Origin of the sequence: Streptomyces crystallinus (assembly GCF_039521265.1) — a bacterium.
In the GTDB taxonomy this organism is placed as follows: domain Bacteria; phylum Actinomycetota; class Actinomycetes; order Streptomycetales; family Streptomycetaceae; genus Streptomyces; species Streptomyces crystallinus.
The window spans coordinates 326,455-351,768 of sequence record NZ_BAAACA010000014.1; the positions used below are offsets into that span (position 1 = coordinate 326,455).

Here is a 25,314-nt window from a genome sequence, read left to right on the forward strand (position 1 = left end):
TCTCTGATGCGTGCCACCTGGACCGCCGCCGCCCTGGCCGCGGCACTCACCCTGACGCCGGTCGCCTCGGCCGCCGCGGTCGCGCTCCCCCGCAGCGACACCCCGCAGCCGATCACGACCCCGGCCCTGCCGACGGGACAGCCCGCCGCGTCCGCCCCGTCCCTGCCGACCCTTCCCACCACTCCGGCTTCGCCGGTGGCGGAGTCGGTCACCTCGGGCAAGGTGCCGGGCGCCGTGCCCGCGACGCCCACCGACGGTGGACCCGTCGGCGGGCTGCTGCCGATCCTGACGGGGCTGTTGAACACCGTCACGAACCTCCTGAGCAACCTCCTCGGGATCAAGCTGGCCCCGATCAAACTGCCCGAGCTCCCCTCGTTGCCGGGCGGACTCGAAAAGAGCAGCGCGACGACCCGTCACCTCCCCGCCGACAAGATGGCGGAGCTCCAGCGGACGCTCGACGCCCTGCACGCCGCCGAGGCCGCCGCCCGCCCCGCCTCCTGACGGCACCTCCCGAAGACGCGGCCGATTCGGCACACGGCGGTCCCGGCCCAGGCACGCCGGGCCGGGACCGCCGCGGCACACGTCCGAGACGGTGTCAGCGCCAGCGGCTGACTTCCACGTTCTCCAGGATGCCGAGGGCGTCCGGGACGAGGATCGCGGCGGAGTAGTAGGCGGTGACCAGGTAGGAGATGATCGCCTGCTCGTCGATGCCCATGAACCGGACCGACAGACTCGGCTCGATCTCGTCGGGGATCCCGCTCTGCCGCAGCCCGATCACACCCTGCTCGTCCTCACCCGTACGCATACACAGGATCGAGGTGGTGCGCTCCGGCGACACGGGGATCTTCCCGCACGGGAAGATCGGGACACCGCGCCAGGCCGGGAGCCGATGACCGTTGAAGTCGAGCGACTCCGGCACCAGGCCGCGCTTGTTGCACTCGCGGCCAAAGGCGGCGATGGCGCGCGGGTGGGCCAGGAAGAATTTGTTGCCGCGGCGGCGGGAGAGCAGTTCGTCCATGTCGTCGGGGCTGGGCACACCGTCATGGGGCTGGAGGCGCTGCCCGTAGTCGCAGTTGGCGAGGAGGCCGAACTCGCGGTTGTTGACGAGCTCGTCCTCCTGGCGCTCGCGCAGCGCCTCCACGGTGAGCCGCAACTGCTGCTCGGTCTGGTTCATCGGGTGGTTGTAGAGGTCCGAGACCCGGCTGTGGACCTTCAACACCGTCTGGGCGACGGAGAGTTCGTACTGGCGCGGGGCACTCTCGTAGTCCACGTACGTGTGCGGGATCACCGACTCGCCGACATGGCCGGCCGACAGGTCGATGGCCGCCTCGCCGTACTTGTTCGTACGCTGCTCCGGAAGCGCGGCATAGGCGGAGAGGTGGTCGCCCAGCGATGTGGCGCGCTCGGCGAGGTTGAGGACGTCCGCGCGGCTCAGCGCGAGGACCGTGCAGGCGGTGACGGCGCGCGCGGTGGCGTCCCAGGTGGCGTCGTCGGAGACGAGGGCCTGCTCGCCCAGGTGGGCGCCGTCGGCGAGGACACCGAGGACCGCCTCGTCGCCGTAGGGGCCGGTGCCGACCTGCTCGACGCGGCCGTGGGCCAGCAGATAGACGGTGTCCACCGGGTCGCCCCGGGTGGCCAGCACTTCCCCGGCGGCGAACTCGCGCTGGTCGCAGCGGTTGGCCAGCTCCTCCAGCGCCGTCTCGTCCTCGAAGCCGCGCAGCGGGGGCAGCTCCCCCAGCTCGGCGGGGATGACCGCGACCCGGTCGCCGGTCTGTACGAAGGTGATCTTCCCGTCACCCACCGAGTAGCTCAGCCGCCGGTTGACCCGGTACGTACCGCCCTGCACCTCCACCCACGGCAGCATCCGCAGCAGCCACCGGGAGCTGATCTCCTGCATCTGGGGGACGGACTTGGTGGTCGTCGCCAGATTCCGCGCGGCGGCGGTACCGAGACTTTGTTGTTCGCGTTCCCGATCCACCGACGACTGCGGACTTGCATCAACCGACATGAGGGCCCTTCCTCCGTACGTAGAACAGTCAGGGACAGCCTGACCCCCGAAAAGGGAGACCGCTATTACACGAAAGAGTTAAAGGACCCCGCCAACTCCCGTGAATGGACCTGAATTTGGCCATTCTCAAACATTGCGGCGTGAACCAGGGGAAGGAGTTGAGGATCTCCGGCGCAATACAGGGTAGCGGCGATACGCCCCGCCTCCGTGTCGCGCCGCGCTCACTGGCGTACCACCGGATCGCAGACGTACCGACGACGCACCCTCGTTCGGCTCGCCGAGGCCCCAAGGGGCCGGGCGCCGCACCGCCTGCGTGCCGGATCCGCAGGTCCGTGAAGGTGCGCGCACGGCAAACTCCCGGGAGCCAGCGTCACCAGATCGAATGACAACGGGCCTTCCTGGAGCGATGGTTCGGTGATCCGCCCTACCCTGTTCGTGGATCTGGAGGGGCTCCCTCCAGTCATTCCTATGTAATTTCGCTTTCCTGCGGCTTCCTGCGGCTACGGACGGATGCGCACCCCACGTGCACATACAACTACCCCGCCGCCAATATCGAATGAAGAGACCTACCGATGACCGTGGACACCAGCCCGACGACTGTGGACACCCGCGTGTGGCGGGAGCCGCGCCCGCAGTCCAGACGCCTCTCCGCGACTGCACGGGCCCTGGCCACCACGGCCCCATCCGCCTCACGGATGCGGGAGTTGACCCTTCGCTGAGCGCCACCGGGCCGCTGGTCACGCGTCCACCCGCCGCCGGAGCCGAGGAGACCGCCCGCCCCGCCCGTACGGCGACCGCGCTCCGCTCACCGGTCACACACGCGCTCGCACCCGGCCGCCCGGGCCTCCCGGGCGCTGTCAGCGTGCTCGCAACAATCCGCTCACCCAAGGAGTCATGGATGCCCGGTCCCTCTCTCTACCCGGTGCCGACACGGGGCCCCCAGGCCGTGGCACCGCCAGCCCCGCCCGCTGAAGCCGACCACCGCCACCAGGGCGAGGCAGTGTGCGTCGACGAGGTGGTGTGCGTCCAGGAACCACCGCCGGCCGCCGGCACGGTGACGCCCCCGGCGCCGCAGGACCGGGCGGGCGAGGTGGCACAGGAGGAGGCCGGCACCGCCGCGCCCCCGGCCGCCCAGGAAGGTGACGGCGTGGCGCCGCAGGAGTGCGCGAGCGACGGGGCACTGGAGGACGGCGCCAGAGGCGATCCGGACCTGGCTCGCGAGGTCCTGGAACGCGCCCTGAGCGGCCCGAACGGCCTGGGGACGGCAGGTCTGCACCTGGCGCGGCGCGCGCAGCCGCTCCCGCCGTGCCGGGAGATCCCGGGCCTCTACTACCACCCGGTGCCCGAGCCGGACGCGGTGCGGGTCGCGGAGGTGGGCCGTCGGATCAAGGACTGGGCGGTGGACGAGGTCGAGCTGTATCCGCCGGAGTGGGAGGACCAGTTCGACGGGTTCTCCCTGGGCCGCTACATGGTCGCCTGCCACCCCGACGCCCTCACCATCGACCACCTCATGGTCGCCACCCGGCTGATGGCCGCCGAGAACGCGGTCGACGACTGCTACTGCGAGGACCACGGCGGCTCACCGGTGGGCCTCGGCGGACGCCTCCTGATGGCCCACACCGCTCTCGACCCGGTGCACACCACCAAGGAGTACGAGGGGCCCTGGGCCGACTCGCTGCACAGTGACGCCCCCCGGCGGGCGTACCGCTCCGCGATGGACTACTTCCTCCGGGCCGCGAGCGCCTCCCAGGCCGACCGGTTCCGGCACGACATGGCCCGACTGCACATGGGCTACCTCGCCGAGGCCGCCTGGGCGCAGACGGATCACGTGCCCGAGGTGTGGGAGTACCTGGCGATGCGCCAGTTCAACAACTTCCGCCCCTGCCCCACCATCACCGACACGGTGGGCGGCTATGAACTGCCCGCCGACCTGCACGCCCAGCCGGCCATGCAGCGGGTCATCGCGCTCGCCTCCAACGCCACCACCATCGTCAACGACCTCTACTCCTACACCAAGGAGCTCGCCGCCCCCGGCCGGCACATGAACCTGCCCGTGGTGCTCGCCGAGCGCGAGAGCCTCGGCGAACGCGACGCGTACCTCAAGGCGATCGAGATCCACAACGACCTGATGCGCGCCTTCGAGGCCGAGGCCGCAGCCCTCGCCCTGGCCTGCCCCGTCCCGCAGCTGACCCGCTTCCTGCGCGGGGTGGCCACCTGGGTGGACGGCAACCACCACTGGCACCAGACCAACACCTACCGCTACGGCCTGCCCGATTTCTGGTAAGCAAGGAGAACCATCGTGCCCAAGACAGCCGAACCCACCACCGCCACCATCCCCGGCCCGGCGACGCCCTACCAGGGGGACATCGCCCGGTACTGGAACAACGAGGCACGGCCGGTGAACCTGCGCCTCGGCGACGTGGACGGCCTCTACCACCACCACTACGGCATCGGGGCCGTCGACGAGTCCGCGCTCGCCCAGCCCCACGACAGCGACCGCGAGGCGAAACTCATCGCCGAGCTGCACCGGCTGGAGTCCGCGCAGACCGACCTGCTCCTGGACCACCTCGGGAACATCGGCCCGGACGACCTCCTGGTGGACGCCGGATGCGGCCGCGGCGGCTCCATGGTGATGGCCCACCAGCGCTTCGGCTGCTCGGTCGAGGGGGTCACCCTCTCCACCAAGCAGGCCGACTTCGCCAACCAGCGCGCCCAGGAACTCAGCATCGACAAGTCGGTGCGCGCCCACGTCTGCAACATGCTCGACATGCCCTTCGGCAACGGGCAGGCGGCGGCCTCGTGGAACAACGAGTCGAGCATGTACGTCGACCTGCACGACCTTTTCGCCGAGCACGCCCGCGTCCTCGCCCCCGGCGGCCGGTACGTGACCATCACGGGCTGCTGGAACCCCGTCTACGGGCAGCCCTCCAAGTGGGTCTCCCAGATCAACGCGCACTTCGAGTGCAACATCCACTCGCGTCGTGAATACCTGCGGGCCATGGCCGACAACCGCCTCGTCCCCCAGACGATCACCGATCTCACCGCCGCGACCCTGCCCTACTGGGAGCTGCGCGCCACCTCCTCCCTCACCACGGGCATCGAGGAGGCGTTCCTCAACTCCTACAAGGACGGCTCCTTCCAGTACCTCCTGATCGCGGCCGACCGGGTCTAGGCACGTCCGAGGAGTTCCGGGCGGCGCGAGGAACGCGGCCCGGAGCTCTTCGTCGTGGAGGTCGCGAGGATCACGGCCTACTACGACCTCGCGGTGGCTCCCTACTGGCCCCAGCTCCTCGGCGCCGCCCACACCGACCGCACCGGGCGCGCCCTGCTCGCCGCCGACGCCGGGACCGGTGAACTCCTGGCCACCCTGCACCCCGAGATCACCTGGTCCGCGCCGCTGCTGCACGTGCCGTGCGACGCGGACTCCGACCTGCGGCTGGACGGCCGGGGCCTGCTGCTCGTCCCGACGTTCTTCTGGCCCAAGCCCTTGGTGCTACGGGACAACGCCGTGCCGGACCGGCCGCTCGTCCTGTACTACCCCATCGCCCGCGACCTCGCCGCGTACCAGGCCGTCTGGGCCGCCGCCGGGCCCACTCCGGACGGCGCCCTGCCCGCCCTGCTCGGTGCGACTCGGGCACGCGCCCTGCACGCGGCGGCGACCCCGGCCAGCACGACCGAGTTGGCCCGGCGCACCGCCACGTCCCCCGCCACCGCCAGCCACCACGCCGCGGTGCTGCGCGCGGCGGGCCTGCTCACCACCGAGCGCGCGGGCTCAGCGGTACGCCACCGGCTGACCCCGTTGGGGCGGGCGCTGCTCCAGGGGACGGGGTGAAGTGCGGGGCTACGCCTTGGTGTCCTGGGCCCGTGCGTGGGCGACCAGGGCGTTGGCGTGGCCGTGGCCCAGGCCGTGTTCGGCCTTGAGCCAGGCGACGAGTTCCATGTGCTTGGTCAGGGGCGAGGCGCGGAGGATGTCCATCCACTCCGCTATCGGGCGGCCGTGCTTCTTCTCGATCGAGGGGAAGTAGCTGGCGGGGCCGTTCTTGGGTGCGGTCATGGGGGTGTTGCCTCCCTGTCGGTTCGGTGCGCGGGGTTTGTCCTGGGCGGCCCACTCCGCGGCGACTCAGAACTAGACGGTGTAGTACTCGCTGGAACTGGACGGTACAGTACTCATGTCGAAACTAGACTGTCCAGTACTAGGAGTGGAGGTGGCGTGGAAGCCAACGAGCAGGGGCGGTCGGCCCGCAAGCACCAGGCGATCAGGGAGGCGGCGACCCAGGTCTTCATGGCGAAGGGCTACGCCGGCACCAGCATGGACGACATCGCCAAGCTGGCCGCGGTGTCCAAGCAGACCGTCTACAAGCACTTCGCGGACAAGGAGAAGCTGTTCGCGGAGATCGTCCTGGCCACCACCGACCGGATCGACGCCATGATCGACCTGGTGGCCGACATCCCCGCCGAGGCCGCCTCGTTGGACGAGAACCTCGCCCGGCTCGCCCGCCGGTTCGTCGCCACCCTCACCCAGCCCCAGGTCCTCCAGCTGCGACGCCTGGTCATCGCCAACGCGGAAGCCTTTCCCGACCTGGGCACTGCCTGGTACGAGCAGGGCTTCGAGCGGGTCCTGGACACACTGGCCGGCACCTTCCGGCGCCTGACCGAGGAGGGGCTGCTGCACATCGACGACCCGCTCCTCGCCGCCAACCACTTCGCCGGGCTGCTGCTGTGGATCCCCGTGAACAAGGCGATGTTCACCGGCTCGCCCCAGCACACCGAGGCCGACCTCGACCACTACGCCGCCGCCGGCGTCCGTGCTTTCCTTGCCGCCTACCGCTGATCACCGCAGCGCCGCACTCATCCGCACCTCTGGGGGCCCATATGTCCTGTTCCGAAGTCACCGTGGTACGCGACGGCGTCCGCCTCTCCTGCCGTGACTGGGCAGGGCAGGGCGCACCGGTCGTCCTGCTCCACGGGCTCGCCGGACACGCGGGCGAATGGGACGGACTCGCCCGGGACTTGAGCCCGCGGCACCGTGTCGTCGCCGTCGACCAACGCGGCCACGGCGCCAGCGAACGGCAGCCGCGCGAGGTGACCCGCGCCGCGTACGTGGCCGACGTCATCGCCGTCGTCGACCGACTCGGCCTGGACCGCCCCGTCCTGGTGGGCCAGTCCCTCGGCGGCCACACCGCGATGCTCACCGCCGCCGCGCACCCGGAGAGGATCGGCGGGCTCGTCCTCGTCGAGGCGGGCGCGGGCGGGCCGAGCCCCGACACGCCGGCCGAGGTCGGGGCCTTGCTCGACGCCTGGCCCACTCCGTTCCCCTCGCGCCGGGCCGCGACGGAGTTCTTCGGCGGCGGCCCCGCCGGCGAGGCCTGGGCCGCCGGGCTGGAGCAGCGGGACGGCGGATGGTGGCCGCGCTTCGACCGCGAGGTGATGACCGCCTCGCTCGCCGAGAACGCCACGCGCTCCTTCTGGGACGAATGGGCCGCCGTCACCTGTCCGACGCTCGCCATCTGGGGCCAGCGGGGCATCATCGCGCCTGAGGAGATCGACCGCATGCTCCGGCACCGGCCCGCGACCACGGCCATGAGCGTCCTCGGGGCCGGGCACGACGTACACCTGGAACAGCCCGAGATCGTACGAGAAGCAGTCCAGAGGTTTCTCGCCAGGACTTCGCAGACGGTCGTACCCGGCCGGAGCGGCCTCAGCCGCGCGTGAGCCCCGCGCTCACGCGGCCGCCCCGGACGCCTGCGCGGTCAGCGCCGTGACCAGCCAGTCGTGCGTCACGCCGGGGGTGGGCACCGGCCGGCCGTCCGTCGATCCGGTCACCTCGGCCACCAGCTCCCAGTACCGGTCGATCCGCGGATCCGTCGTCAGCCAGCCGCCGAGCATCCGCCGGAAGCCGGGGGTGTCCCGGGTGCCCCGAGAGGCCGCGTACGCCTCGACGAAGCAGTCCAGCGCCTCCCCCGCACGCGGCGCCCGCCCCCACCGCAGCTGCGCGCCCGCCAGCTCGTACGCCTCGGCCAGGCCCGAGTACAGCACTTCCGGGCGGAAGTCCGGCGAGGCGGTGTGCGCCGCGGGCTGGCAGGGCGCGCCCGCGACGCACGGCCGGGTCACGAACGCGTTGAGCCGGGCGAAGGCAAGCACCTGCCCGGGCGCCGGGTCGTCCGGCGGTGCCGGGACCGCCACTTCGAGGAACGCCGATCGGGCGCCCGCCGCCATCCGGGGCGGCAGCCAGGCCCGCCAGAACCGCACCAGCGGGTCCGTGCTCGGCGGCGCGGCCACCGCGCCCAGCAGCCGCAGCCGGTCGGCGCGCTCCTGCGGCGCGCACTCCTGGACCAGCCGCAGGGCCGCCTCGCGCCACCGCAACGCCCGTATGTTCTCGCCTAGTTCCCGCAGCCGGCCCGCGACGGCCGCCTCCAGTGCCTGCCCGCCCGTACCGTCGTCCTCTTCGAGGATCCGCTGCACCTCGGGCAGCGGGAGGTCCAGCGCGCGCAGCGAGTGGATCAGCCGCAGCCGCTCCAGCGCGGCCTCGCCGTACCGGCGGTGGCCGCCCGAGCTGCGGGCGGCCTCCGGCAGCAGCCCGCGGTCGGAGTAGAACCGAACGGTCTTGACGGTGACGCCCGCGTGCTCGGCCACTTCACCGATGCTCCACAGGCCGTCGGGGGACAACGGCACTTGAACCTCCCTCAGGGGGAGTTCCTACCGTACCGGTGAGCGCGGACGGCCGATCGAGGACCACGGGGGTGCCGTCCGCGCGCAGACTCCTCGGACCAGCGGGTACGGGGGCTCGGCCAGAGGGAGAGGAAAGATCCATGACCGCATTCATCCTGGTGTCCGGTGTGTTCACCGGAGGTTACGTGTGGGAGCAGACGGCGGCGCGGCTGACGGCGGCGGGCGCCGAGGCCCACGCGGTGACGCTCGGCGGCCTGGGCGAGCACCGGGCTGCCGCGGGTCCCGCCACGGATCTGGAGACGCACATCGCCGACGTCCTTGCGGCGATCGACGCCGTCGGCGCGGAGCAGGACCTCGTGCTCGTCGGCCACGACTACGGCATCCATCCCGTGGTCGGCGCCGCCGACCGGCGTGCCGAGCGCGTCCGGCGGATCGTCCACGTCGACGCGGGCATGCCGATGGACGGGGTCCCGGCGCTGGCCGCCGTGCCCGACCAGGCGCTGCGCGAGGAGCTGACGCGCCTCGCCGAGCAGGGCGGCGAGGCGGCGGCCGGGCTGCTGCCCGCGCCGGCCTGCGCCGCAGAGTGGCAGCGGTGGGGCAGCACCGCCGGGGTCACCGACGAGGCGCTGGAGCGGCTGACCCGGCTCGCCGCGCCGCAGCCGCTGGGCACGCTGTTCCAGCCGCTCCGGCTGACGGGTGCGGTGGCGGCCGTGCCGACCAGCGCCGTGCTGTGCAGCGGCAACGGGGCGGGGATCGAGCTGGTCCAGAACCTGGTGAACATGGGCCAGCCCGCCCTCCAGGCGCTCGTCGACCCGAGGGTGTCGTTCTTCGAGATCGCCACCGGGCACTGGCCGATGCTCTCCTCCCCCGTTGAACTGGCCGGCGCGCTGCTGGCCGCGGCGGCGGGCGAGGGCCGCCGGCTGACTGCCCCCGACAGCGAACTCCCGGCGTATCTGCGGCCGTTCCCGCTGGAGGTGCCCGAGGTGCCGCGCGAGCGCAGGGGGAGCGTCGACCTGTACGTACCCGAGGTTGCCGGTGACGGGCCGCTGCCCGCGGTGCTGTTCGTCCACGGGGGCCCGGTGCCCGCCGACGCCGTGCCCACCCCCCGGGACTGGCCGATGTACACCGGATATGCCCGTCTCGCGGCGGGCCAGGCAGTGGTGGGCGCGGTGCTCGACCACCGGCTGCACGACATCACCGACTACCCGCGTGCGGCGCGGGACGTGGCGGCGGCGGTGGAGTTGCTCCGCGCCGACCCCCGGGTCGACCCGGACCGTATCGCCCTCTGGTTCTTCTCGGGCGGCGGGCTGCTCACCGCGCCATGGCTGGGCACTCCTCCGGCGTGGCTGCGCTGCCTGGCCGCCACCTATCCGGTCCTGGCGCCATTGCCGAACTGGGGTCTCGGCCGGAGCCCGTTCCGCCCGGTGGACGCGGTGCGCGAGGCGGGCGGCCTGCCGATCGTGCTGACCCGGGTGGGCCTGGAGATGGCCGAGATCGCCACGACCGTCGAGGAGTTCCTGGCCTCGGCCGAGGAATGCGGGGCCGACGTGGAGATCGTCGACGTACCCGACGGCCACCACGGCTTCGAGACCAGCGACCCCGGCGACGAGTCGTGCGCGGCGATCCAGCGGGCGCTGCGCTCGGTCCTGGGCCATCTGCTGGGCTGACCGCGTCGGGGCCGTGGCACACCGTGCCGCAGCCCCGTGGCCGGGCCAGCCGTGAGGCTCCGCGTCGCTACAGCGTGCTGCTGAACGCGCGCCGGTAGGAGCGTGGTGGCACGCCCCGGCGCCGTACGAACTGCTCCCGCAGCACGGCCGCGCTCCCGTAGCCGACGCGGCGGGCGATCTCCTCGACCGGGAGGTCGGTGGTCTCCAGGAGTTCCTCGGCGCTGCCCAGGCGCAGGTTGCGCAGCCAGGCGTGCGGGGTGGTGCCGGTCGCGGCGGCGAAGCGGCGGGCGAAGGAGCGTGGGCTCATCATGGCGCGGCGGGCCAGCTCCGTGACGGGCAGCGGCTCGTGGAGGTTCTCGCGGGCCCAGGCCAGCACCTCGGCGAGCCGGTCGTCCTGGCTGTCCTCGGGGACGGGCGCGGCCACGTACTGGGCCTGGCCGCCGTCGCGGTGGGAGGGCAGCACCATGTCCCGGGCGACGCCGTTGGCCAGGGCGGCGCCGTGCTCCCGCCGCAGCAGATGCAGGCACAGGTCGAAGCCCGCCGCCGCTCCCGCGCCCGTGACGACGCTCCCCTCGTCGATGTAGAGCGCGTCCGCCTCCACCGTGACTTCCGGGTGGCGGTCGGCGAGCAGGGCGGCGAACCGCCAATGGGTGGTGGCCCGCCGCGCGTCGAGGATTCCGGCGGCGGCCAGCGCGAACGTGCCCACGCAGTGGGCGGCCATCAGGGCGCCGCGCTCGTGCGCGGCGCGCAGCGCGTCGAGCACGTCAGGGCCCGGTGGGGTACGGAACTCGGCGCCGGGCAGCGCGATGACCAGGTCGGCACCGGCGATGCGGTCCAGTCCGTGGGCGATGGCCAGGGGCAGTCCGCTGTCGGCCGGCACCGCTCCGGGCCGGTCGGCACAGAGCGCGAAGTCGAAGCCGGGAAGCGCCGGTCCGTGCGGGCCGAACACCTCGGTGACGATGCCGACCGCGAGCATGCCCACGCCGGGCGGGACATAGGCGGCGACGGTCCGGAAAGGAGGCATGGCCGCAGTCTGCCACGGTTGGCACGAATCCTGCGATCAGCGGCAGATCTGCCACTCGTGGACCGCCGCCGCTCCCGGCAGGATTCAGGGCATGACAAACGCACCGCTCGCCCGCAGCGCCACCTACAAGGTCCTCACCACCGGCTACGTGGGCTCCACCGGCCCCGGCGTCGCCGCCACCGTCTCCTACGTCTCCGACGCGGGACGCCACATCGTCTTCGACCCGGGCATGGTGGCCGACCACGACGACATCCTGGCCCCGCTCGCGGAGTTGGGCCTGGGCCCCGACGACATCACCGACGTGGTGCTCAGCCACCACCACCCCGACAACACCATGAACGTGGGCCTCTTCCCCCGCGCCCGGGTGCACGACCACAAGGTGGAGTACCAGGGCGACCAGTGGAAGAACCGCGACGCGGAGGGCTATGAACTCACCCCCTCCCTGCGGCTGATCCGTACTCCGGGCCACAGCCACGAGGACATCACGCTGCTGGCGGGCACGGACTCCGGTGTCGTCGCGTTCGCCGGTGACCTGTGGTGGCACGCGAACGGCCCGGCGGACGACCCGGTCGCCCCGGACCGCGAGGTCCTGCGCGCCTCCCGGCTGCGGGTCATCGCGGCGGCCGACCTGATCGTGCCGGGCCACGGCAGCCCGTTCCGGGCCGACGCCGACACACCGCGCTGAGCGCCGCCGGGGCCTGCCACGAACCGCGATGCCGGCCGCGCTCGGTGCGACGCGGCCGGCATGAGGTGGGCGGGCAGGGCTCAGCGCCCGGTGGTCAGCCCGTATCCGTAGCGGAACAGCGGGTCGTAGTGCGCGTCGCCGATGTTGACCGGCTCCTGGGCCTCGCTGCGGGGCCAGCTGACGGGGAGCTTGCCGGTGAAGGGGCGCTTGCCGAACAGGACGTCGGCGACTCCCGCGCCCTCGCTGCCCGGCAGCCAGGACATGACGAAGGCGTCCGTCTGGGGCAGTTGGTCGGTGATGATCTGCGGGCGGCCCGCCACGTCGAGGACGACGCACGTACGGATCGCGGAGCACACGCGGTCGATGTTCGCCCGGTCCGTGGCGGAGAGGTTGAGGGTGTGTCCGCCGGTTCCGACGTCACCGACGCCTTCCGCGTAGGGGGTTTCGCCGACGACCACGATGCCGACGTCGTGTCCGGCGGTGGGGGCGGTCGCGTCCGCGCTGTACGTGACGTCCTTCGCCTGTTGCCGGATGCCCTGGAGGAGGGTGGTGCCGGGGAAGGCGGTGTTGCCCGACTGGCCCTGCCAGGTCACGGTCCAGCCGCCGGCCTGGTTGCCGAGGTCGTCGGCGTTGACCCCGGCGACGTAGATACGCTGGGACGGCTTGAGCGGCAGGGTGCGGTGGTCGTTCTTGAGCAGCACCTGGGACGCGGCGACCGCGCGGCGGGCGACGGCCCGGTGGGCGGGCGAGCCGATGGTGCCGATGTGGGAGCGGTCGGTGAAGGGGTGCTCGAACAGGCCGAGTTGGAACTTGGCGCGCAGGATGCGGGAGACGGCGTCGTCGATACGGGACATCGGCACACGGCCGGCCGCGACCTCGGCCGTGAGGGTCTGCTCGAACTGGGCAGCGTTGTAGGGCTGCATGAACATGTCCATGCCCGCGTTGACGGAGGTGCGGACCTGGGTGGCGAAGTCGCCGGGCAGTTGGGTGACGGCGTCCCAGTCGCTGATCAGAAACCCTTCGAAGCCGATCTTCCGCTTCAGGACGTCGGTGAGCAGCTCCTTGCTGGCGCTCATCTTGACGGGCTGGCTGCCGGGCACGTCGGTCCACTGGACGGACGAGTAGGACGGCATCACGCTGCCCACGTCATGGACCTGGACGGCGGTGACGTAAGGCGCCAGGTCCACGGCGGCGAAGCGCTGGTGGCTGGTGATGGTGGTGCCGCGGTCGATGGTGTAGTCGCCGGTGGTCGAGGTGCCGTAGGTGGTGTCGCCGTCGCCCGCGTAGTGCTTGACGGTGGCCAGCACCCGGTCGGACCGGGTCAGGTCCTTCTCGCGGGTGCCCTGGAAGCCGTCGATGGCGCTTTCCATCCGCTGCACCAGCGCGGGGTCCTCGCCGAAGCTCTCGTACGTACGGCCCCATCGGTCGTCGCGGGCGACGCACACACAGGGCGCGAAGACCCACTGCGGGCCGGTGGCCCGGGTCTCGGTGGCCGTGATGTGCGCTTCCTCCGCCACCAGTCGGGGGTCCCTCGTCGCGCCCATGCCGATGTTGTGCGGGAAGATCGTCGCGCCCGCGAGGTTGCCGTGCCCGTGGACGGAGTCGACCCCGTACAGCAGCGGGATGTGCAGCCGGGTGGCGAGCGCGTGCCGCTGGTAGCCATCCACCATGTCCGCCCACGCCTCGGGGGTGTTGGGCGTCGGGGTGGAGCCGCCGCCGGAGAGCAGCGAGCCGAGGTTGAGGTCCGTGATGCGCGTGGGGTCGGCGTCGACCGAGCCGCGTTCGGCCTGGGTCATCTGGCCGATCTTCTCCGCGGTCGTCATACGGCCGAGCAGGTCATGGACCCGGTGCGCCGTGGAGAGTTCCGGGTCGAGGTAGGGCAGCGCCCGGCCTTCGGAGGCGGTGGTCGTGGAGTCGGGAGCGGCCAGCGCGGGGGCCGCCGGGACTGCCGTGGCGACCAGGGCCGCCGCGGTCAGGAGCAGGCCCGCGGTACGTCGTCGGCCGGTGGTGCGCGTGCGCGATAGCGAGCCGCGTAGGGGCTGATGTCTCACGTCGGTACCTCCTTGGATGTGACCGCTTCCGCATCCGCACCCCACGCCCGCGTACACGCACACCCGGATGGTGGGGGTGCGGAAGGCTGAGAGCGCTCCCAGATCAGCAACACCGCAACAAATGAAGCCAGTGGGGCTGATTGGCTGTCAAGCGGCGTAACTGCGTTCACTTTATGAAGTGACCCCGGTATGCCTCTGACAAGCGGGAATGGTCAGAGCCCGTCGGAGCTTCAGGGCAAGGGGCCGGGCTCCGCACCGCCGGAGTGCGCTCGCAGTGTCACGAGGGCGATGTCCACGAAGTCCGACACCGGGTCCGCGCAGTCACCCTCCGGCACCGCCAGACAGGTCTCCACCGGCGGGGTGTCGATGACCGGCAGATAGACGAGTTCGGGGCGGGAGTACGAGCGGGCGATGCTGACCGGGACCAGCGCGACGGCTTGGCCGGAGGCGATGAGCTCGAACTTCTCCTCCAGTGACGACGTCCGGCGCGTCCTGGCGTCGAGGATCGGCTCATCGTCGAGGTCGGCCGAGGTCAGGGCGGAGCGGGCGGCCAGCGGATGCGTCACCGGCAGACACGCGACCTTGGTCTCGTGACCGATGGGGACGGTGTGCAGCCCTGTGTCGTCGAAGGGGCGGCGCAGGTACGCCACGTGCGCGCGGCCGTCCCGGAGCGGCGTGTCGCGCTCCCACCAGCGCAGCGGGAAGACGTCGATCTCCACCTCGGGGTGGCTCGCCGTGAACGTGCGTATCGCGTGCGAGACATGCAGGCCGGGCGAGAAGGCGACCACGAGCCGCTGCCGGCCGCGCTGGGCCTCGTACACCCGCCGCAGCGCCACCTCCACGGTGGTGGTGATCTTTGACGCCTCGTCATACAGCCGGCTTCCCGCCGGGGTCAGCTCGACGCTGCGGGTCGACCGGGTGAACAGCTCGCACCCCAGCTCCTGCTCGAAGGCGCGGATCTGCCGGCTGAGGACCGGCTGCGCGATGAACAGCGCCTGGGCCGCACGACCGAAGTGCCGGTGCTCGGCGACCGCGACGAAGTAGCGGAGCTTGCGCAGATCCAGATCCATGCCGTCACGGTATCAATGCGGTCGAAAGGGTATTGGACGCCCGGCCGGGCCCCTTCGGAGACTTGTGCCGTGGCACGCGAGACCGTCCCGCCGCCCCGACCCCGCGAGGAATCACATGAACGACACCCGCAGGACCGCCCTTGTCATCGGGGCCTCCCGGACCCTTGGACTCGGGCTCGCCGCCGAGTACCTGCGGCGCGGCTGGGACGTCATCGGCACGGTACGCGGCTCGCGGCACACCGGCCTCCACGACCTCGCCCACGCCTTCCCCGGGCGGCTGACCATCGAGTCACTGGAGATGACCGACCCCGAGCAGACAGCGGCCCTGCGCGAGCGTCTGCGGGGCCGCACCCTCGACCTGCTCTTCGTCAACGCCGCCATCACCCGTGGCGACCTGCCGATCGGCGACGTTCCGACGGACATGTTCACCGAAGTCATGATCACCAATGCGCTCAGCCCGATGCGCGTGGTGGAGACGCTGCGGCCATTGGTGACACCGACGGGAACCATCGGCGTCATGTCCTCCGACCAGGGAAGCATCTCCCTCAACACCGAGGGCGGGCAGGATCTGTACCGCGCCAGCAAGTCCGCGCTCAACCAGCTCATGCGCTGTTACGCGGCTCGCCACACCGACAACACCCAGACGCTGCTGCTCATGGACCCGGGCTGGGTCCGCACCGAGCTCGGCGGCCCCGGCGCCGAGCTCAGTGTGGCGGAGAGCGTTCCCGGTGTGGTGGCGACGATCGAGCGCCAGGAAGGGAAGCCCGGCCTCCACTTCCTGGACTTCGAGGGGCAGGTCGTGCCCTGGTAGGCCCGCTGCCACGACCGCCGGCCGGTCAGACGCGGTCGGCCGCGATCAGCAGGTAGTGGAAGCTGCCCTCCCGGTACGCGGTCAGGAACGGGTCCTCGACGCCGGTGGCGAGGGAGGACTGGGCGCGCAGCTCCCAGTACGGGATCGTGGCGGCCGTGAGGTCCACGACGTTCATGGGGACGAGACCGTTGGCGGCCATGGCCTTGAAGTAGGCACTGCGGGGGTGGATGTTGCAGGTGTAGTGCTCGTCGATACGGCTGACCGCCTTGGAGCGGCCACCGGTCACGTCGTTGTAGCACCCGGTGATGACGACGTAGCGCCCGCCGAAGGCGAGCTGGCGCGCATGCTCGGAGAAGAGCTCGTACAGGTCCACGTACATGGTGGACTCGTTGTTCCAGATGCCCTGGAAGGCACCGCTCGGGAAGCCGGTGTCCAGCATGTTGCGGAAGTGGTAGCGCACCTTGTCGTCCACCCCGCGCTCGCGGGCCTGGCCGTTGGCGAAGTCGACCTGCTGCTGGGAGATGGACACAGCTTCCGCCCGGCGCTGGCGACGCTGGGGGTGTGACCGTGCGAGATGAGCAAGCCCGCCACCGTCCTGGCCGGGCACGGCCGGCGGCACCGGCGGCACCGGCGGGCTCGGCGCCGCCGTCGACACTTCGGCGAGCACCGAACCGTTCGGCGACTAGCGTGCGAAGCCATGCGCGGGAGACGCCCGCGCCCAGCACACCCAGGAGCGACCCCGTGCCCGACACCGACCTGAAGCGCCGGCTCGCCGTGCGGTTCCGCCAGGTCAACGGCGACCACCCGATGACCGACGAGGACGACGTATACGTCAGCGCGCAGTTCACACCGCTGGCGGAGCTGTGTGCGACCCATGGCCGTGACGTCGACGCGGTCCGCCGCCTCATGCTGGCGCGGCGGCTGCCGCTTCCGGGCTATCTGCGCTCCGACGGCACCGAGATGGTGTCGGCCGACTTGTTCGCACTCGCCGACGAGGCAGGTGGTGTGGAGCCGCTGGAGGCGTGGTTCACCGCCCACTGGTCCGATCCGCTCGCCGGCCGGGCGGAGTGGAACGCGTACCTCAGCGGACAGTACGTGTGTCTGCACTCGGTGACCCCGGCCGCCATTCAGCGCAAGGAGTCCCTGACGGCCGCGATCGGTGCCGCGGCCGACGAGGCGGATGCCGGTTCAGCGCAGTGGTCCGAGCGGCTGCACGCTCTGATCGACGAACTCGACGCGCTGGAACCGGCGTTCACCGCCTATGACCGTCTCCGCTTCGGCGGCCCCACCTCCCGCGACACCTGCGTCACCGCGATGCGCGCCCGCTTCCCGCGCTCCTGAGTACACCCGCGTCCGTGGGCCTGCTCACACCTCACGCGGTCACACCCCCAGCGTCGCCAGCGCCGGGCGGAAGCTGCTGCTCGCGCCGGGAACGAGCTGCGGGGCGGTCCAGGTGGTGCCGCTCAATCGGCTCCACCAGACGCGCTCGTCGCCCTCGACACCCTTCCAGGTCATGTGGACGGAGTCGCCGTAGACGGTGAGTGCGGGGCCGACACTGGTGTTGGCGTTGGGCACCGGCTGCGGGGCGGTCCAGGTGGACGACCCCGGGTAGAGCCGGCTCCACCAGATCCGCTGATCGCCCGCCGCGCCTTTCCACGCCATGTGCAGGCTCCCGTCGTACGGTCCGGTCAGGGCGACCCCGGCGCTGGTGGAGGCACCGGCGATCGGCTGCGGACCCGTCCAGTTGTTCCGGCCGCTGGAACCGCCCAGATAGGTGTTCCACCAGATCCGCTGGTCGCCCTCGACGCCCTTCCACGCCATGTAGAGATCGTTGTAGCCGTTCTTCCTGACCGCCAGCGCGGGCGCGAAGCTGGTGCTGGCGTCGGGGACCACCTGGGGGGCCGTCCAGCCGCCGAAGTAGCTGTTCCACCAGATGCGTTGGTCCCCGGTCACCCCTTTCCAGGCCATGAAGAGCCCCGCGTAGGGGGCGACGGCGGGGCCTACGCTGCTGCTGGCGCCGGGCACGGGCTGCGGACCGCTCCAGCCACCGCCGTCGTACCAGCTCCACCAGACGCGCTCGTCGCCCTCGACACCCTTCCAGGTCATATGGAGCGGCCCACCGCCCTGCCCGGCCAGGGCGACCCCGGCGCTCGTGAAGGCATTGGGCACCGACTGCGGGCCGGTCCAGCCCCCACCGCCGCTCTGCAGGCCGTTCCACCAGATCCGCTGGTCCCCCGTGACGCCCTTCCAGGCCATGAACGTACCGCTGTCGGCGAGCGCCTGGCCGCGCTCTCCCCGTACGGCCGCCGACGCCACCGGGGCAGCGAGGCCGGTGAGACCCGCTGCCGCCACGGCCAGCCCACCCGCTCGCAGCACGCTCCTGCGGCTGAGCGATTCGCGCGATGCCGCCGCCCGGTCTCCCGCACCCGGAAGTCCGTCTGCCGTCGATCTCCTCATACCCGCTCCCGCTGTTGTGAGATGGCCATGCCCTGACAACTGACAAACCTGACCCTGGCGTTGGAGGCGGCAGCGCGACAACCCCCAGAACTGGGGGGTGACAGCCGCCTGCACCCCCCTTCCCGCAGGTTGACCTCAGCGGCCGGTCTCCTCTCCCGCCCACACCCCGGGGGTCCGCTTCGACCAGGGGCTGGCCTGTTCGAGTTGGGCGGCGAGGCGGAAGAGAAGCCCTTCGCGTCCGTACCCGGCGGCGAACTGCATACCGATGGGAAGGCCTGTCTCGATGTCGGCTGTCAGCGGCACCGACATGGCGGGCGTGCCTGCCACATTGAACGCCGCGGTGAACGGCGAGAGGTCGAAGAGGCGGCGGATCCAGCCGAGTCCGTCCAGCGCCGCCGCGCCCCCTCCATGAGTCCCCAACGGCACGGGCAGTTCCGGGACGGTCGGGGTGAGCAGCATGTCGTACGACGTGAAGTGCCGTGCCAGGCTTCGGGCCACCCGGTTGCGGACCGCCAGCGCGGTCACGAGCTGGGGGCCGCTGACGCGCCTCCCGTAGTGGTAGCCGGCGAGGGTCACCGGTTCGAGGGTGGAGGAGTCGACGGGCCGGTCGAAGGCAGCGGCCAGCTCGTCGACCCAGGCCGTGAGATTCGCCGTCAGCAGACAGGCGTTGGCCTGAACGTACTCCTCCCACCCGGCGCCGAGCCCGGCCTCTGCCTCCTCCACCCGGTGGCCGAGGGATTCGAGCAACAGCACGGTACGGGACAGGGCGTCGGCCACGGGTGGGACGGTGCGGCGGCCGCCCCACGCCTGGGCCAGCACCCCTATCCGCAGCGAGCCCGGGGAGCGGGTGACTTCCTCGGCGTACGGGCGGCGCGGCTCCTCGGCGAAGTAGGGGTCGCCCCTTTCGGGCCCGCGGATCTGGTCGAGCAGCACCGCACTGTCACGGACCGTACGGCTGACACTCCCCTGCACGGCCAGCCCGTTGAAGACCTCGTCGACGTCCGGGCCCATGGAGACCCGGCCACGGGTGGGCTTCAGCCCGAAGAGGCCGTTGTAGGCGGCGGGTATGCGGATCGAGCCGAGGGCGTCGGTGGCGTGCGCGACGGGGACGACCCCGGCGGCCACGGCCGCGCCGGCTCCCCCGCTGGATCCGCCCGCGCTCCGCGCCGGGTCCCAGGGGTTGCGGGTCGGCCCGTACAGCACGGGCTCCGTCGTGGTGCTGTACGCCATCTCCGGGGTCGTGGTGCGCCCGAACGTCACGAGTCCGGCGCGGCGGAAGCGCCGCATGAGGAAGGAGTCGGCGTCGGCGACGTGGTCGGCCGCGAGACGGCTGCCGAGCTCCGTGCGCCTCCCGGCCATGGTGACGGCCATGTCCTTGATCAGGAACGGCACTCCGGCCAGGGGCGCGCCGCCGGGCGTGGGCGCGTCGTCGGTCGGCCAGGTCTCCGCGATCGCGTTGATCCGGGGGTCGACCACCCGGGCCGCCTCGCGTGCGGCGGTTTCCGGCTCGGTGGGGCTCACCTCGCCTCTGGCCACCAGCTCCGCGAGCTCCACCGCGTCGAACTTCACGTACTCGGTCACTTTCACTGCCACTCCCCACGCGAGAACGATACCGTTGCGTGCTCTTCGATACCGATCGGTATCGCATGGCACGGACTGGTACCGTAACAGGAAGTGAGGGGCTCACAAGTCGGGCTCGTTCGCCGTACGGGCTCGTCGGCGACACGGGCTCATGACGGACCGGACGCAAGGGAGCAGTCATGGCATCGACCGCCAGCAGGCCGGGCAGAGTGGCCAAGCTGCCGCCCCGTGAGCGCATCCTCGACGCGGCGGAGGAGCTCTTCCAGAGCGAGGGGATCCTGCGGGTGGGCGTCCAGGCGATCGCCGAGCGGGCCGAGACCACCAAGATGGCGATCTACCGGCACTTCGAGACCAAGGACGCGCTGGTCGCCGAGTGGCTGCGGATCCTCGCCGCCGACTACCAGGCGGCCTTCGACCGGGTCGAGGCGGCCCACCCCGACCGCCCCAGGGAGCAGATCCTCGGTCTGGCCCGCTTCATCGCCGAGGGGCTGCCGACGCTCTCGCACCGGGGGTGCCCGTTCATCAACTCGCTCGCCGAGCTGCCCGAGCGCTCCCACCCCGCGCGGCAGGTGATCGAGCAGCACAAGGCCCTCCAGCTCCGCCGACTGGTCGCCATGTGCACCGGCGCCGGGCTGCCCGACCCCGAGCAGGCGGCCGCGGAGATCACCTTCGTGCTCGAAGGCGCGCAGGTCAGCACGCAGAACGGCAGCGTCGACCGGGCCGGGGAACGGCTGATGCGGATCGTCGAGGCCATCGTGGACCGGCACCGCGCCGAGACCTCGCGGGTGGCCGCCGCGGGCTGACCGCGCCCGTAGGGGCGGGCTTCGCCCGGGCGAATCCGGCGCCGTCCCGCGCAGAAGCGGCGGCAGGGCGACACTGGAGGGGAAACCGGACAAGGAGGCCGTCCATGAGCAATCCGACCTCGATCACCACCGCGCTTCCGGTCGAGTACCGCGACCGCCTCATGAGCATCGCGCACGAGATCAATTTTCCCGCCTCGACCCGGCTCTTCAACGAGGGCGGCCACGCCGACCGGTTCTGGATCGTGCGCTCCGGCACCGTCACCCTGGACATGCATGTGCCCGGCAGACGCCCGGCCGTGATCGGACAGCTGGGATCCGGCGAGCTGGTGGGCTGGTCGTGGATGTTCCGGCCGTATGTGTGGCAGCTGGGCGCCGAGGCGATGACTCCGGTGCGTACGTACGAGTTCGACGCGGCCTCCGTACGCACCATGATGGACGACGACGTCGCCTTCTCGGCGGCGGTCGGAGCGTGGGTGGGCCGCGTCCTCGCCCACCGGCTGCACGCGGCCCGCATCCGGCTGCTCGACCTGTACGCGCCGCACGGCAGCGGAAGCGACAGCCTTCTGTGACCCCGCCCCCGCCCCCGCCCCCGTTCCCGGGCAGCCGGACGGACCGCGCGGCCCCCGTCAGCGCACGACGTCGAACACGTTCTTCTGGAGACCGTTGGCGTAGGCCTCGTGCTCGACGAGCTTCAGCTTCTGGGTGTCCTTGTCCGTACCGCTGAACAGGCGCTTGCCCGCGCCGAGCAGGAGCGGGAAGACCAGCAGGTGGTAACGGTCGATCAGGCCGGCGTCCGAGAGGCTCTGGTTGAGGGCGGCGCTGCCGTGGACGATGATCGGGCCGCCCTCGGTCTCCTTGAGCGCGGCGACGTCGTCGAGCGAGCGCAGGATCGTGGTCTCGCCCCAGTTGGTCACCAGGTCGTCCTCGGCGAGGGTGGTGGAGACGACGTACTTCGGCATCACCTTGTAGTCGGCGAAGTCCTCCATGTCGGGCCACACCGCGCTGAACGCCTGGTAGCTGGTGCGCCCCAGCAGCATCGCGGTGGCTTCCTTCTGCTCACGGCCCTTGATCTCGAAGGCCTCGGGGAGGAAGTCGATGCCCTTGAAGGTCCACCCGGCGTTGCGGTAACCGGCCTCGCCGCCCGGGGAGTCAACGACGCCGTCGAGCGAGATGAAAGCCGTGCTGATCAAGGTGCGCATCTGGGTTCCTCGGTGTCTATGTATAGGAATTCGGCTGCTCAGGCGGGTGCGCGGCGCCCACACACACGGCCGCCGCGCACCAACCATGATCTATGACTGGGAGCCTCCGGAAAACTCATCGGCCCGCACGCGTTTTTCCGGTGCTTCCAGGAGCTGCCACGCGCGGGGCGCTCGACCCGAGGGCATGAGGGCCCCGGCCCGTCCCTGCGGGGCGGGCCGGACGGACCGGGGCCACGGAGCTGTCAGCCGGTCATTCGAGCAGCTCCGCGTACGCGCCCATGGCCATCGCGATATCGGCCTGGGCCCAGAACCGGTGGTAGGTGAAGACGGGCGCGGCGCCGCCCTTGAGATAGGCCTCGACCTTCGACCAGGCCGGGTCGTTCTTGTAGAAGGAGCGCAGGGAGGTGAAGGTGGACGCCGAGTCGATCCTGTCGCCGTTGGGCATCGTCCCGCTCCAGCCGCTCGGCACGTACACCGGGTCGGCGAACCGCTTGTAGTCGGTACGGGTCTCCGGGGTCGCGATGCCCAGCGCGTCCTGGTTGTGGTCCCACATACCGTCGAGCAGCTTCTTCGCCATGCTCTTCGCCGCCGGGTCACCGGACTTGGCGCCGTAGTAGCTGAGCGTCTTGGCGTAGGCGGCGGCGACGCCCACGTCGTCGGTGTAGTCGGCGACGGTGACGTGCAGGCCCGCGTTGGCGCCGGGGGACGCCGCGTTCCAGGTGTCGGGCTTGCCGGACCACTGGAGGGTGGACGGGATGCGGTAGGTGCCATCGGGGTTGACGGTCGTCTTGGACAGCGCCCAGGCGACCCACTTGTCCAGGACGGCCTTGGCGGCCGCGTCACCCGTCTGCTGGTAGTACTCGGCGACCCGCTCCATCGACCAGGCCTGGAAGCCGAACCACTGGTTGGAGGGCGGGTCGTGGTAGACGGGGGCCTCGTCGTAGTACATGCCGTAGAAGGTGGGTGTGCCGGCCGGGGCGGCCGCGTACCGGCCCTGCCAGCTGTTGGTGGCGCCGCCCGCGATGGCACCCTCGTCGGACTGGAGCCAGCGGTAGAACTCCAGCTGCCGCTTCAGGCTGGTGCCCCAATCGGCGGCTCCCGTCGCCGACTTGGGCTTCAGGTCGGCGTACGAGCTGAGCGCCCAGGCGGCCAGGGGGTTCTGGTAGCCGCCGTGCACATGGCTGGATCCGATGCGCCAGGCCCAGCCCGCCGAGGTGTCGGTGGCGCCGCCCCAGGCGTAGTACCAGGACAGCAGATAGCTGGAGCTGTTCTTGCCGCTGCCCGCCGGGCAGGTGGTGGGCCCGACGCAGTTGCCCTGCTGCTTGAAGTACTTGTCGTACATCGCGTAGCGCAGGTAGTCACCCATCTTCGCCGCCTTGGCGACGGTCGCGGTGACCGAGGCGCCCTTGCCCTGCTGCTTGGCCCATACGTCCGCCCAGTAGGCGGCCTGCACGGCGCGTGCGTCGGCGTCGGGGGCGTCCGTGAACTTCCACTGCTTCGCGTACGAGGAGTCCTTGGTGAACAGGTCCAGGTACCCGTTCTTCCCACCGTACTTGAAGGTGTCACAGGTCGGCTGGGGGATGGTCTCCCAGACGGACTCCTGGGGGCCGCGCTGGAAGGTGTTGATGTAGGAGGGCCCGGCGGCGCTCGGCCCGGCCTCGCAGCTGCCGGGGGCGTTGCCGTACCCGTAGACGTTGTCGACGTCCTCCAGCCAGTGCATGCCGTAGATGTCGTCGGTGCCGTACGCGCTCCTCAGCTCGCCGGCGATGGGGTCGTTGCCGACCGGGACGGACGGGTCGAGCTGAGCCGGGTACTGCGAGGGCAGGTCCGCCTCGGGTGCGTATGTGGCCGGCTTCGAGGCGTTGTAGAAGGAGTTGGTGGGCTGGTCGGTGTGGCCGGGGATCATGTATTTCTCCATGGTGTCCCAGGCACCGTTGAACTTGGACCAGTCACCGCTGACCTTGCCGTACATGGCCTGGAGCCAGATCAGATAGCTGTAGGCCTCCGACGTCGTCTCGTGCCCCTGGTCGGGCGCCTCGACGATCAGCGTCTCCACGGAGTGGTACGGGATGCCCTTCGGCGAGAAGTAGCCGTTCGCCGGGTCGGTGATCTTCCCGTACAGCGAGAGGAAGCGGGCGTCGTACGTCTTGGACGCGGCCAGTTCGGTGGCGGTGACCTCGGCCCGGGTGTGGCCGGGGGCCGTCGCCGCGAAGACGGCGGCGCCGGTGCCGGTCGCGTCGGCGGTGACCGTCGCCTGCTGGGCGGTGTTCCAGTTCGACGGGGTGAAGACCAGGCTCGCGCCGGAGGTGAGGGAGAGCCCGGTGTTTCCGGAGGCGCGGGCGACGCTCACGGTCACATCGGCGGTCGGCTGAGTGGACAGCTTGACGCCGAAGGTCGCCGACTTGCCCTGCTGGACGGCCAGTTGGGCGGGTGAGACGACGACGGCGGGGCCGCTGGTGACGTGGATACCGACGGGCGCGGACTCGGCCGAGGCGCCCAGGCTGTCATACGCCTTGGCGTACACCGAGTAGTCACCCGCCGCGAGCCCGGTCGCGGAGAAGGAGTAGGGCGCGGTGGTGTCGGTGCCCAGGAGGGTGGTGTCGCTGTAGAACTCCACCTTGCTGATCGATGCCCCGTCCGCACCGGCCGCCGTCGCGGCGAACGGGACCGGGTCCCCCACCGTGTAGGTGGCGCCCGCCGCCGGGCTGGTCAGCACGGTGATCGGGGGTTGATGGGCGCCGGTGCAGGGGGTGCCGTTGACGGCGAAGGCGGTGGGCGCGGTGTTGGTGCCGCTGTAGGTGAACTGACCGCCGGTGGTGACGGCGCCACCTGCGGCGATGGTCTTGTTCCAGTCGGCGGCCCGGACGGTAACGGTCTTGGCGGACTGCGTCCAGGTGCCGTTCCAGCCGTTGGTCAGCTGCTGGTTGCCGGTGTACGCGTACGTCAGGGTCCAGCCGTCGATGGCGGCGGAGCCCCGGTTGGTCACCGTGAGGTCGGCGGTGAAGCCGGACCCCCAGTCGTTGGTCTTGTAGTCGACACCGCACTGGACAGAGGCGGCGTGAGCCGCGGGGACAGCTCCGGCGGCGATGGCTCCGAGGGGTATCGAGAGTGCGGTGGCGTAGGTGAGGAGCAGGCGGCGTAAGCCTCGCCTGCCTCTGGTGCGCGAGGACATGTGGGGGTCACTCCAAGCGGCTCGGTGACGGGGACGCGGTGCTGTGCGCGAACTAGGAACCTGTGGGAGCGCTCCCAAACTGCATGAGCCGAGGAGGGGCTGTCAAGGGGAGTTCTG

The 25,314-nt window shown here is 71.3% G+C and carries 21 protein-coding genes and 2 pseudogenes; 12 read left to right on the plus strand and 11 right to left on the minus strand.

Annotated features, from left to right (window positions below):
* Positions 1 to 6 precede the first annotated feature (6 nt).
* Entirely contained in the window at positions 7 to 501 is a 495-nt protein-coding gene (locus tag ABD236_RS12070; protein ID WP_344073440.1) for a hypothetical protein, read from the plus strand.
* A gap of 94 nt (positions 502 to 595) precedes the next feature.
* Here ABD236_RS12070 and ABD236_RS12075 read toward each other — a convergent pair whose 3' ends face one another.
* The gene (locus tag ABD236_RS12075; RefSeq protein ID WP_344073441.1) at positions 596 to 2,008 is read right to left on the minus strand and encodes a family 2B encapsulin nanocompartment shell protein; all 1,413 of its coding nucleotides are present in this window, start codon (positions 2,006 to 2,008) and stop codon (positions 596 to 598) included.
* Positions 2,009 to 2,906: 898 nt separating this feature from the next.
* Here ABD236_RS12075 and ABD236_RS12080 point away from each other — a divergent pair.
* From ABD236_RS12080 to ABD236_RS12090, 3 genes are read left to right on the plus strand one after another with little or no spacing between them, the layout of a single operon-like run.
* Complete coding sequence (locus tag ABD236_RS12080) at positions 2,907 to 4,292, plus strand: family 2 encapsulin nanocompartment cargo protein terpene cyclase (protein WP_344073443.1); 1,386 nt, start codon at positions 2,907 to 2,909, stop codon at positions 4,290 to 4,292.
* Positions 4,293 to 4,307: 15 nt separating this feature from the next.
* The gene (locus ABD236_RS12085) at positions 4,308 to 5,180 is read left to right on the plus strand and encodes a geranyl diphosphate 2-C-methyltransferase (protein WP_344073444.1); all 873 of its coding nucleotides are present in this window, start codon (positions 4,308 to 4,310) and stop codon (positions 5,178 to 5,180) included.
* Positions 5,181 to 5,234: 54 nt separating this feature from the next.
* Positions 5,235 to 5,840: an ArsR/SmtB family transcription factor gene (locus ABD236_RS12090; RefSeq protein WP_344073445.1), complete on the plus strand. Its 606-nt coding sequence runs from the start codon at positions 5,235 to 5,237 to the stop codon at positions 5,838 to 5,840.
* Positions 5,841 to 5,849: 9 nt separating this feature from the next.
* On the opposite strand, the gene ABD236_RS12095 is transcribed toward ABD236_RS12090, so the two are convergent.
* Positions 5,850 to 6,062 carry a DUF4287 domain-containing protein gene (locus ABD236_RS12095; protein WP_344073446.1) on the minus strand — a complete coding sequence of 71 codons (213 nt, stop codon included), beginning with the start codon at positions 6,060 to 6,062 and terminating at the stop codon, positions 5,850 to 5,852.
* 156 nt (positions 6,063 to 6,218) lie between these two features.
* Here ABD236_RS12095 and ABD236_RS12100 point away from each other — a divergent pair, with 156 nt between their 5' ends.
* Positions 6,219 to 6,839: a TetR/AcrR family transcriptional regulator gene (locus ABD236_RS12100; protein ID WP_344073448.1), complete on the plus strand. Its 621-nt coding sequence runs from the start codon at positions 6,219 to 6,221 to the stop codon at positions 6,837 to 6,839.
* A 41-nt stretch (positions 6,840 to 6,880) separates the two neighbouring features.
* The gene (locus ABD236_RS12105) at positions 6,881 to 7,720 is read left to right on the plus strand and encodes an alpha/beta fold hydrolase (protein WP_344073450.1); all 840 of its coding nucleotides are present in this window, start codon (positions 6,881 to 6,883) and stop codon (positions 7,718 to 7,720) included.
* A gap of 9 nt (positions 7,721 to 7,729) precedes the next feature.
* Here ABD236_RS12105 and ABD236_RS12110 read toward each other — a convergent pair whose 3' ends face one another.
* Entirely contained in the window at positions 7,730 to 8,680 is a 951-nt protein-coding gene (locus tag ABD236_RS12110; RefSeq protein ID WP_344073452.1) for a MerR family transcriptional regulator, read from the minus strand.
* A gap of 137 nt (positions 8,681 to 8,817) precedes the next feature.
* On the opposite strand from ABD236_RS12110, the gene ABD236_RS12115 reads away from it, so the two are divergent.
* Entirely contained in the window at positions 8,818 to 10,344 is a 1,527-nt protein-coding gene (locus ABD236_RS12115) for an alpha/beta hydrolase (protein ID WP_344073455.1), read from the plus strand.
* Between the two features lie 67 nt (positions 10,345 to 10,411).
* Here the strand turns inward: ABD236_RS12115 and ABD236_RS12120 are convergent, their stop codons facing one another.
* A complete protein-coding gene (locus ABD236_RS12120) occupies positions 10,412 to 11,368 on the minus strand; it encodes a GlxA family transcriptional regulator (protein ID WP_344073457.1) in 957 nt (318 codons plus the stop codon).
* 91 nt (positions 11,369 to 11,459) lie between these two features.
* Here ABD236_RS12120 and ABD236_RS12125 point away from each other — a divergent pair, with 91 nt between their 5' ends.
* Positions 11,460 to 12,053 carry an MBL fold metallo-hydrolase gene (locus ABD236_RS12125; RefSeq protein ID WP_344073459.1) on the plus strand — a complete coding sequence of 198 codons (594 nt, stop codon included), beginning with the start codon at positions 11,460 to 11,462 and terminating at the stop codon, positions 12,051 to 12,053.
* An 89-nt stretch (positions 12,054 to 12,142) separates the two neighbouring features.
* On the opposite strand, the pseudogene ABD236_RS12130 reads toward ABD236_RS12125, so the two are convergent.
* Positions 12,143 to 13,984, minus strand: a pseudogene (locus ABD236_RS12130) (glycoside hydrolase family 3 protein); the annotation flags it as partial.
* A gap of 350 nt (positions 13,985 to 14,334) precedes the next feature.
* Complete coding sequence (locus ABD236_RS12135) at positions 14,335 to 15,174, minus strand: LysR family transcriptional regulator (RefSeq protein WP_344073463.1); 840 nt, start codon at positions 15,172 to 15,174, stop codon at positions 14,335 to 14,337.
* Between the two features lie 115 nt (positions 15,175 to 15,289).
* Here ABD236_RS12135 and ABD236_RS12140 point away from each other — a divergent pair, with 115 nt between their 5' ends.
* The gene (locus tag ABD236_RS12140; RefSeq protein ID WP_344073465.1) at positions 15,290 to 15,985 is read left to right on the plus strand and encodes an SDR family oxidoreductase; all 696 of its coding nucleotides are present in this window, start codon (positions 15,290 to 15,292) and stop codon (positions 15,983 to 15,985) included.
* Positions 15,986 to 16,010: 25 nt separating this feature from the next.
* Here the strand turns inward: ABD236_RS12140 and ABD236_RS12145 are convergent.
* Positions 16,011 to 16,586 (minus strand): annotated as a pseudogene (locus ABD236_RS12145) (methyltransferase domain-containing protein); the annotation flags it as partial.
* A 140-nt stretch (positions 16,587 to 16,726) separates the two neighbouring features.
* On the opposite strand from ABD236_RS12145, the gene ABD236_RS12150 reads away from it, so the two are divergent.
* Positions 16,727 to 17,326, plus strand: a complete 600-nt coding sequence (locus ABD236_RS12150) for a DUF6058 family natural product biosynthesis protein (RefSeq protein ID WP_344073467.1) — start codon at positions 16,727 to 16,729, stop codon at positions 17,324 to 17,326.
* Between the two features lie 39 nt (positions 17,327 to 17,365).
* Here ABD236_RS12150 and ABD236_RS12155 read toward each other — a convergent pair whose 3' ends face one another.
* Both ABD236_RS12155 and ABD236_RS12160 read right to left on the minus strand, forming a co-directional pair.
* Positions 17,366 to 18,361 carry a hypothetical protein gene (locus ABD236_RS12155; RefSeq protein WP_344073469.1) on the minus strand — a complete coding sequence of 332 codons (996 nt, stop codon included), beginning with the start codon at positions 18,359 to 18,361 and terminating at the stop codon, positions 17,366 to 17,368.
* 216 nt (positions 18,362 to 18,577) lie between these two features.
* Positions 18,578 to 20,029: an amidase gene (locus tag ABD236_RS12160; RefSeq protein ID WP_344073471.1), complete on the minus strand. Its 1,452-nt coding sequence runs from the start codon at positions 20,027 to 20,029 to the stop codon at positions 18,578 to 18,580.
* 173 nt (positions 20,030 to 20,202) lie between these two features.
* On the opposite strand from ABD236_RS12160, the gene ABD236_RS12165 reads away from it, so the two are divergent.
* Both ABD236_RS12165 and ABD236_RS12170 read left to right on the plus strand, forming a co-directional pair.
* Positions 20,203 to 20,826, plus strand: coding sequence for a TetR/AcrR family transcriptional regulator (locus ABD236_RS12165; protein ID WP_344073474.1), 624 nt, complete (start codon positions 20,203 to 20,205; stop codon positions 20,824 to 20,826).
* A gap of 104 nt (positions 20,827 to 20,930) precedes the next feature.
* On the plus strand, positions 20,931 to 21,395 hold the full coding sequence (locus tag ABD236_RS12170; protein ID WP_344073477.1) for a Crp/Fnr family transcriptional regulator: 465 nt from the start codon (positions 20,931 to 20,933) through the stop codon (positions 21,393 to 21,395).
* Between the two features lie 57 nt (positions 21,396 to 21,452).
* Here the strand turns inward: ABD236_RS12170 and ABD236_RS12175 are convergent, their stop codons facing one another.
* Positions 21,453 to 22,025, minus strand: coding sequence for a dihydrofolate reductase family protein (locus tag ABD236_RS12175; RefSeq protein WP_344073479.1), 573 nt, complete (start codon positions 22,023 to 22,025; stop codon positions 21,453 to 21,455).
* A 250-nt stretch (positions 22,026 to 22,275) separates the two neighbouring features.
* Positions 22,276 to 25,197 carry a glycoside hydrolase family 48 protein gene (locus ABD236_RS12180; protein ID WP_344073481.1) on the minus strand — a complete coding sequence of 974 codons (2,922 nt, stop codon included), beginning with the start codon at positions 25,195 to 25,197 and terminating at the stop codon, positions 22,276 to 22,278.
* Between the last annotated feature and the right edge of the window lie 117 nt (positions 25,198 to 25,314).